The organism is Micromonospora sp. NPDC005220, assembly GCF_040607895.1.
GTDB lineage: Bacteria > Actinomycetota > Actinomycetes > Mycobacteriales > Micromonosporaceae > Micromonospora.
In genome coordinates this window covers 1-9,903 of sequence record NZ_JBEXHP010000160.1, presented here as the reverse complement: position 1 = coordinate 9,903, position 9,903 = coordinate 1, and the positions used below count along the sequence as shown (strand labels likewise).

Annotated in this window: 2 protein-coding genes; both read left to right on the top strand. The window is 76.2% G+C overall.

What is annotated here, in order from left to right:
* Positions 1 to 1,917 (top strand): SDR family NAD(P)-dependent oxidoreductase (locus ABZU52_RS30360; protein WP_354974371.1); only part of this gene is annotated, 1,917 nt, incomplete at its 5' end.
* Positions 1,914 to 9,903: type I polyketide synthase (locus ABZU52_RS30355; RefSeq protein WP_354974370.1), on the top strand; the 7,990-nt coding region annotated here is incomplete at its 3' end. The genes ABZU52_RS30360 and ABZU52_RS30355, both read left to right, overlap by 4 nt.

Here is a 9,903-nt window from a genome sequence, read left to right as displayed (position 1 = left end):
GCCTGGGCGCGCGGCGCGCACGTCGACTGGCCGGCGGTGTTCGCCGGCCGCGACGCCCGCCGGGTGATCCTGCCGACCTACCCGTTCCAACGGCGCCGCTACTGGCTGGACGCCCCGCCCCGCGCCGCCTCCGACACCGCCTTCTGGGCCGCCGTGGAGGCCGGTGACGTCGACGCGCTCGGCGGCGGCGCCGACCGGGACGCCTGGCAACGGCTGCTGCCCTCCCTCGCCACCTGGCGCGACCGCTCCGCCGTCGCCGGCTGGCGCTACCAGGAGCGCTGGGAACCGGTGACCACCACACCGGCGGCGCTGACCGGCACCTGGCTGGTGACCGGCGACGACCACGGCCTGGCCGACGCCCTTGTCACCGCGATCCGGGCGGCCGGTGCCGACGCCGTCCGCGACGCCCCGGCCGGCGCCCGGCTCGACGGCATCCTCTCGCTGCACGCCAGCGTCCAACGGACCGTCGCGCTGCTCGGCGACACCCCGCTGTGGTGCGTCACCCGGGGAGCCGTGTCGATCGGCCCGGACGACCCACTCACCGACCCGGACCGGGCGCGGCTGTGGGGCCTCGGCCGGGTCGCCGCCCTCGAAGGGCGCTGGGGCGGCCTCGTCGACATCACCGACGGCGTCGACCCGGCGACGCTCGTCGCCGTACTGGGTGGCCCCGAGGACCAGGTGGCACTACGCCGCACCGGCACGTACGCCCGCCGCCTGCGCCCCGCCGGACCACCCGCCGCGCGACGCGGCTGGACACCACGCGGCACCGTGCTCGTCACCGGCGGCACCGGCGCGCTCGGCGCGCACGTCGCCCGCTGGCTGGCCCGGGCCGGTGCGCCGCACCTGATCCTGCTCAGCCGGAGCGGCCCCGACGCCCCCGGCGCGGCGGTCCTGACCGACGAACTCACCGCGCTCGGCAGCCGGGTCACCATTCGCGCCGTCGACACCGGCGACCGGGGGGCGCTGGCCCGGATCCTCGACGACGTGCCCGCCGAAAACCCGCTGACCGCCGTCTTCCACACCGCCGGCACGCTCGACGACGGTCTCATCGCCGACCTGACGCCGCAGCGGTTCGCGGCCGTGGACGCCCCGAAGGCCGCCGGGGCACGTAACCTGCACGAACTGACCGTCGGGCACGACCTCGACGCGTTCGTGCTGTTCTCCTCGTTCGCCGGCCTGGTCGGCAACGCCGGCCAGGCGAACTACGCGGCCGCCAACGCCTACCTGGACGCCCTCGCCCAGCACCGGCGCGCCGAGGGCCGCGCCGCGACCTCCGTGGCCTGGGGCGCCTGGGCCGACGGTGGGCTCGCCGCCGGGGAGATCGGCGAGCGGCTGCGCCAGCGGGGGATCGCGCCGATGCCGCCGGCCCGTGCGCTGGCGGCATTGCAGGCCGCTCTGGACGCCGACGAGACGTGCGTCGCGGTGGCCGACATCGACTGGACCCGCTTCGGAGCGGCCTTCACCGAGGTACGCCCCAGTCCGCTGCTTCGCGACCTCGTCACGCCCGCCGACGGGGACCGGGCCGCCGCCGAGGAACGAGCGGGCGTCGACCTCGCGGACCAACTCGCGGCGTGCTCCCCGTCCGAACGCGCCGACCTGGTCCTCGACCTCGTCCGCGCGCACACCGCGACGGTGCTGCGGCACGATTCGGCGCAGACCGTCGGCCCGGACGCCGTCTTCCGGGAGTTGGGTTTCGACTCGCTGACCCTGCTGGAGCTGCGCAACCGGCTCGCCTCGGTCACCGGGGTACGGCTGCCGGCCACCGCCCTGTACGACCATCCGACACCGGCGGCCCTCGCCGGGCACCTGCACGACCTGCTCGTCCCGGCCGACGCGGAGACCGCCGACGCCGACGAGTTCGACACGATGACCGCTGCGGCCCTGGTCCGCCTGGCCCTGGAAGGCGGGGATCGGTGAGCGACGACGCCGACCTGGTGAAGGCACTTCGTGCCGCCCTGCGGGACAACAAGCGCCTCAAGGACGACAACCGGCGGCTCGCCGAGTCGTCGACCGAACCCATCGCGATCGTTGCGGTCGGATGCCGTTTCCCAGGCGGGGTCACCGGCCCCGACGAGTTCTGGGACCTGCTGGCCGCCGGCGAGGACGCCATCGGGCCGGTCCCGGCCGACCGTGGTTGGGCGGTCCCGGCCACCGGCCGCACCGAGGGCGGGTTCCTCGCCGACGCCGGCGACTTCGACAGCGGCTTCTTCGGCATCAGCCCCCGGGAGGCCCAGTCGATGGACCCGCAGCAGCGGATCCTGCTCGAGGTTGCCTGGGAGACGCTGGAGAGCGGTGGCATCGACCCGACCGGGCTGCGCGGCACCCGTACCGGGGTGTTCGTCGGCACGAACGGCCAGGACTACGGCGCGCTGGCCCAGGCCGACGAGGGCACCGAGGGATACCTGATCACCGGCAACGCGGCCAGTGTGGTGTCCGGGCGGGTGTCGTACACGTTCGGGTTCGAGGGCCCGGCGGTCACCGTGGACACGGCCTGCTCCGCGTCGCTTGTCGCGCTGCACCTCGCGGCCCAGTCGCTGCGGCAGGGAGAGTGCCACCTGGCGCTGGCCGGCGGCGCCACGGTGATGGCCACCCCGACCGCGTTCACCGAGTTCAGCCGGCAGGGCGGCCTGGCCGCGGACGGGCGCTGCAAGGCGTTCGACGCCGACGCCGACGGCACCTGCTGGGGCGAGGGCGTCGGGCTGGTGTTGCTGGAACGGCTCTCCGAGGCCCGCCGGCTCGGCCACCCCGTCCTGGCGTTGCTGCGCGGCAGCGCGGTGAACTCCGACGGCGCCAGCAACGGCCTGACCGCACCGAACGGCCTGGCCCAGCAGCGGGTGATCCGCGATGCCCTGGCCTCGGCCCGGCTCGCGCCCGGGGACGTGGACGCCGTCGAGGCGCACGGCACCGGCACCGCTCTCGGTGACCCCATCGAGGCGGACGCGCTGATCGGCGTCTTCGGCGCGGACCGGGACCGCCCGCTGTGGCTCGGCTCGCTGAAGTCGAACATCGGCCACACCCAGGCCGCCGCCGGCATCGGCGGCGTCGTGAAGATGGTGCTCGCCCTGCGACACGGCCTGCTGCCGCGCACGCTGCACGTCGCACGACCGACCCCGCACGTGGACTGGACGGCCGGGGCCGTCCGGCTGCTCACCGAGGCCCAACCGTGGCCCCGCTCCGGACGTCCCCGGCGGGCGGGGGTGTCCTCGTTCGGGGTCAGCGGCACCAACGCCCACGTGGTCATCGAGGAGGCGCCGGAAGAGGAGGGCACGGGCAAGAAGACCACCGATCGGGAGCCGCGGGAGGCCCCGACGGTCGACACCGTGCTGCCGTGGCTGCTCTCCGGCCACACCGACCAGGCGCTGCGGGCGCAGGCGGTACGGCTGCTCGAGCGGGTGGACGCGCGCCCGGAGCTGTCGCCGCTCGACGTGGCGTACACCCTCGCCGTTGCCCGGGCCGCGTTGCCGGAGCGCGCCGCGGTGCTCGGCCGTGGGCGCGCGCAGCTGCGCGAGCGACTGGCGGCGCTGGCCGAGGGCCGCCCGTCGCCCGGCGTGTCGCGCGGCGTCGCCGGTCGCCCCCGGACCGCCTTCCTGTTCACCGGTCAGGGCGGCCAGCGGGCCGGCATGGGCAGCCAGTTGGCTGCCGTCTTCCCGGTCTTCGCGCAGGTGTGGGACGAGGCACTGGCGTTGCTGGACGGCGCGGAGATCCGCACCGCGGACGACGAGGCGCTGGCCCGCACCGCGTCCGCGCAGAAGGCGCTGTTCGCGTTCGAGGTCGCCATGTGTCGACTGTGGGCGTCCTGGGGGGTGCGAGCGGAGTACCTGCTGGGCCACTCGATCGGCGAGCTGGCCGCCGCGCACGTCGCCGGGGTGATGTCGCTGGGCGACGCCTGCCGCCTGGTGACCGCGCGCGGGCGGTTGATGGAGGCGTTGCCGGCCGGCGGCGCGATGGTCGCCGTGGAGGCCTCCGAGGCCGAGGTCGCCGGCCTGCCGGTCGCGGCGGTCAACGGCCCGGAGTCGGTGGTGATCTCCGGGCCGGTCGAGCTGGTCGAGGACGTCGCGGAGCAGTGGCGGGCGCGCGGGCGTCGGGTACGGCGGCTGAACGTCTCGCACGCGTTCCACTCGGCGCTGATGGAGCCGATGCTCGCGGAGTTCGGCGAGGTGGCTGCCCGGATCCGGTACGAGCGTCCGGCACTCCCGGTGATCTCCAACGTGACCGGCGAGCCGGTCGGCGAGTTCAGCGCTGACTACTGGGTACGGCACGTCCGCGCCACGGTGCGGTTCGGCGCGGGCCTGGACCTGCTCACCCGCCGGGGCGTCTCGGTCTTCGTCGAGGTCGGACCGGACGGGGTGCTGTCCGGCCAGGGGTGCGACGGGCTCTTCGTGCCGTCGTCGCGGCGCGACCGGGACGAGGCCGAGACGGCACTGTCCGCGCTCGCCCGGGTCCACCTCGCCGGGGTACGGGTGGACTGGCCGGCGGTGCTGGCCGGCGGTCGGGCGGTGCCGCTGCCGACGTACGCGTTCCAGCGCCAGCGCCACTGGCTCGAACCGGGGCCGGGCCGGCACGCCCCGGACGACGGCTGGCACTACCGGGTCACCTGGCAGGCGGCGCCGGAGCCCGAGCCGGCGGCGCTAGACGGCCTCTGGCTCGTCGCCGCGCCCAGCGCGGAGGCCGCCGAACCGGTCGTCCGGGCGTTGACCGCCGTGGGCGCGGAGGTCCGTTCGGCAGGTCGCCGCCTGTGCCCCGGCGAGCGTCCCCAGGCGGTGCTCTCCCTGCTCGACGCGGCCGGAACCGCCGCCCTGGCCAGCGACCTCGACGCGCCGCTGTGGGTGGTGACCAAGGGCGCGGTGTCCGCAGTGCCGGGCGACCCGCCGCCGGACCCGGTCCAGGCGCAGCTCTGGGGACTCGGCCGGGTCATCGGCCTGGAGCATCCGGACCGGTGCGGCGGGCTCGTCGACCTGTCCGGCGACGACTGGGACCGGCTGCCCGCCATCCTGGCCGCCCCGGGCCACGAGGACCAGTACGCGGTGCGCCCCGGCGGCGTGTTCGTGCGCCGCCTGAGCCGGGTCGCCGACCACCGTGTCGTCCAACCCTGGACCCCGCGCGGCACCGTGCTCGTGACCGGCGGCACCGGCGCGCTCGGCGCGCGCGTGGCCCGCTGGCTCGCCGACAACGGGGCCGGACACCTGGTGCTGACCAGCCGGTCCGGCGCCGAGGCCCCGGGCGCCGACACGCTCCGCGACGAGCTCACCGCGCAGGGGTCGGTCGTGACCATCGTGGCCGGGGACGTCACCGACCGGGACTTCCTCGCCGGGCTGCTCCGGGACTACCCGCCGACCGCCGTCGTGCACACCGCCGGGACCAGCCGCCCGACGCCGCTCGCCGACCCGGGTCTGGACGTGCTCGCCGACGCGCGCGGCGCCAAGGTGAAGGGGGCCGACCTGCTGGACGAGCTGCTCGACGGGGCGGTGCTGGACGCCTTCGTGCTCTTCTCGTCGGTGGCCGGCACCTGGGGCAGCGCCGGTCAGGCCGGGTACGCCGCCGCCAACGCCCACCTCGACGCCCTGGCCGAGCGCCGCCGCGCCCGGAATCTCGCCGCGACGTCGATCGCCTGGGGTCCCTGGGCGGGCGGCGGCATGGCGGACGGGGCGGAGCCGATGCTGCGCCGTGCAGGGCTGTCCCCGATGCCGCCGGCGGTGGCGCTGGAGGCGATGCGCCGCTGTGTCGAGTCCGGCGCGGCCACCGGTGTGGTGGCCGACGTCGACTGGGAGCGGTTCGCCGCCTCGTACACGCTGGCCCGGCACCGCCCGCTGATCGACCAGCTCCGGTCGGTCACCCCGCCCACGCCGGTGTCCCCCGCCGCCCGCCCCGCCCGACCGCTGCTCGACGTCGTCCGCGAGGAGGTCGCGGCGGTGCTCGACCTGCCGTCCGCCGCGGCCGTCGTCGCCGACCGGCCGTTCCGGGAACTGGGCCTGGAATCGCTGACCGCCGTGGAGCTGCGTGACGCCCTGTCCAGGGCGACCGGCCTGCCGTTGCCGACCACAGTGGTCTTCGACCATCCGACCGCGGCGGCCCTCGCCCGGCACCTCGGCGAGGAGTTGGGCGAGGGCGGCGACCGGTCCCGCGCCGCGCCCGTCGCGACGGTGGTGGACGACCGCGACCCGATCGTCATCGTAGCCACCGGCTGCCGCTTCCCGGGTGGCGTCCGCTCCGGCGACGACCTGTGGCGGCTCGTCGCCGAGGGCACCGACGCGATCGGTCCGTTCCCCACCGACCGTGGGTGGGACCTCGACGGCATCTACCACCCGGACCCGGACCACGGCGGCACCACGTACGCCAACCAGGGCGGCTTCCTGGCCGACGCCGACCGCTTCGACGCGGCGCTGTTCGGCATCAACCCGCGCGAGGCGGTGGCCATGGACCCGCAGCAGCGACTGCTGCTGGAGACGTCCTGGGAGGTCTTCGAACGGGCCGGCATCGACCCGACAGCCCTGCGCGGCAGCCGCGTCGGCGTCTTCGTCGGCGCGGCCGGGCAGGGGTACGGCACCGACCTGACCGAGGTGCCCGACGACGTGGGCGGGTACCTGCTGACCGGCAACGCCACGAGCATCATCTCCGGGCGGCTCGCCTACACCTACGGGCTGGAGGGCCCGGCGCTCACCATCGACACCGCCTGCTCGTCGTCGCTCGTCGCCCTGCACCTCGCCGCCCAGTCGCTGCGCCAGGGCGAGTGCGAGGCGGCCCTCGTGGGCGGCGTCATGGTGATGCCGACGCCACTGCCGTTCATCGAGTTCAGCCGTCAGCGCGGACTCGCGCCGGACGGCCGGTGCAAACCGTTCGCCGCCGCCGCCGACGGCACCGGCTGGTCCGAGGGGGCCGGCATGGTGCTGCTGGAACGGCTCTCCGTGGCCCGGCGGCACGGCCACCCGGTCCTCGCCCGGTTGCGCGGCTCGGCGGTCAACTCCGACGGCGCCAGCAACGGACTGACCGCGCCCAGCGGCCCGGCCCAGCAGCGGGTGATCCGGCAGGCGCTGGCGAACGCCGGACTGGCCCCCGGCGACGTCGACGCGGTGGAGGCGCACGGCACCGGCACCCGGCTCGGCGACCCGATCGAGGCGCAGGCGTTGCTGGCCACGTACGGACACGAGCGTCCCGCCGACCGGCCGCTGTGGTTGGGCTCGGTGAAGTCCAACATCGGGCACACCCAGGCGGCCTCCGGCATGGCCGGGCTGCTCAAGATGGTCGAGGCGATGCGCCGGGGCGTCCTGCCACCCACCCTGCACGTCGACGAGCCCACCCCGCACGTCGACTGGTCCACCGGCGCGGTACGCCTGCTGACCGAGGCGGTGCCGTGGCCGGACACCGGCCGGGCGCGCCGCGCCGCGATCTCGTCGTTCGGCGCCAGCGGCACCAACGCGCACGCCATCCTCGAATCCGTCGGGCAACCGGACGCCCCGCCCCGGACGCCGGTCGCCAGCGGTCGCCCCCTGCCCTGGGTGTTGTCGGCCCGTACCCCCGAGGCGCTGGACGCCTGGGCCGACCGGGTCGGCGCGCACGTGTCGGCGAGCGGGCGGACCGGCGCGGACCTGGCGTACTCGCTGGCGACCACCCGCGCCCACCTGCCGCACCGGGCCGTCCTCGTGACGGCCGACCCGGACGGGGTGCCGGCCGCCCTGCACGCGCTGGCGCACGGGGAGACCCCACCCGAGCTGGTCCGCGCCACCGCATTGCTCAACGCCGACCGGCCGGTGTTCGTCTTCCCCGGACAGGGCGCGCAGTGGCCCGGCATGACCCTGGACCTCCTGGACACCGAGCCGGTGTTCGCCGCCCGGATGCACGAGTGCGCCGACGAGCTGTCGCCGTACCTGGACTGGTCGATTTTCGCCGTCCTGCGCGGCGAGCCGGACGCGCCCCCGATGACGCGGACCGACGTCGTCCAGCCGGTGCTGTTCGCCGTGCTGGTGTCCCTCGCCGAGCTGTGGCGCAGCCACGGCGTGCGGCCCGCCGCCGTGGTGGGGCACAGCCAGGGCGAGCTGGCCGCGGCCTGCGTGGCGGGCGTCATCGGCCTGGCCGACGCCGCCCGGATGGTGGCCCTGCGCAGCGCGGCGCTCGTCGAGTTGGCCGGCACCGGCGCGATGGGTTCGGTCCTGATGTCCTACCAGGACCTGTCCGCCCGGCTGCCCGAGTGGGGCGGGCGGGTCACCGTCGCCGCCGTCAACGGACCGGAGTCGGTGGTGGTCTCCGGCGACGTGGACGCCGTCGAGGACCTGCTCGACCGGCTGGCCGGTGAGGGGGTACGCACCCGCCGCATCGAGGCCACCGCCGCCGGCCACTCCGCGCACCTGGACCCGTTGCGACCACGGTTCGCGGCGGCGTTCGAGGGGGTCGTGCCGGCGTCCAGCCCGGTGGACTTCTACTCCACCGTCACCGGCGACCGCCTCGACACCACCCGGCTGGACGCGGGCTACTGGTGGCGCAACGTCCGCCAGACGGTCCGCTTCGAACCCGCGGTCCGCGCCCTGATGGCGGCGGGGCACACCGTCTTCGTCGAGATCAGCCCGCACCCCGTGCTGGCCCTGGGCCTGAACGCGATCGCCGCGTCGGCCGGGCACGAGGCGGCGGTGCTCGGCACGCTGCGCCGCGACGAGGGCGGTACGCAGCGCTACCTGCGGTCGGTGGGCGAGGCGTACGCGCACGGCGTCGACGTCGACTGGGAACGGGTCTTCGAGGGCACCGGGGCCCGCCGGGTCGAGCTGCCCACCTACCCGTTCCAGGGCCAGCGGTTCTGGTTGGAGGCCGGCCCGGGCGGCGCCGACGTGGCCGCGGCGGGTCTGACCGCCGCCGACCATCCGCTGCTGGGCGCGGTCGTCGCCTCCGCCACCGGCGGCGACCTGGTGCTCAGCGGCCGGCTCGGGGTACGGGACGTGCCGTGGCTCGCCGACCACGCGGTCCGCGACACCGTGCTGGTGCCCGGCACGGCCCTGCTCGAACTGGCCCTGCGGGCCGCCGACGAGGCCGGCTGCGACCGGGTCGAGGAGCTGGTGCTGCGGGCGCCGATGACGCCCGGCCGGGACGCCCTCCAGGTGCAGGTGGTCGTCGGGTCGGCCGACCCGGACGGGGACCGTCAGCTGTCCGTGCATTCCCGGCCGGTGGAGGACGCCGACGAGTGGACCACGCACGCCACCGGGGTGCTGCGCGCCGGTGACCCGGCACCCGCCTTCGACCTCGCCACCTGGCCACCGGCCGACGCCCGACCGGTGCCGATCGACGGCCTGTACGAGCGGCTGGCCGGCACCGGGCACGCGTACGGACCGGCGTTCCGTGGGCTCCGGGCGGTCTGGCGGCGCGGGGACGAGATCTTCGCCGAGGTTCGGCTTCCGGGCACGCTGCACGCCGACGCGGCCCGGTACGGCCTGCACCCCGCGCTGCTCGACGCCGCCCTGCACGCCGCGGCGGCGGTGGACGACAATCCCGGGCCGCCCCGCCTGCCGTTCGCCTGGACGGGTGTCCACCTGCACGCCGAGGGCGCAGCCGAACTCCGGGTCCGGCTGGTGCCGTCCGGAGCCGAGCAGTTGGCCGTGCAGGTCGCGGACACCGACGGCCGGCCGGTCGCCTCGATCGAGGCGCTGACCATCCGGGTGATGCCCGCCGAGTCGCTGACCACCGCCGGCGCGGCCCGGCATGGCCTCCTGCACCGGCTCGACTGGATCGCCATGCCGGCCGCCCCGACCGGTCCCGACCGCCCGTGGGCCGTCGCGGACGACGACCTCGGGCTCGGCGCCGCCCTGTTCGGCGCGGGTGTCCGCCTCGCCGCCGCCGGCGACCCGGGCGTCACCGACACCCTCGCCGCGGTCGGCGACGTCGACCCGGCGGCCCCGGACGCGGCGGCGACGCACGCGGCCGTAC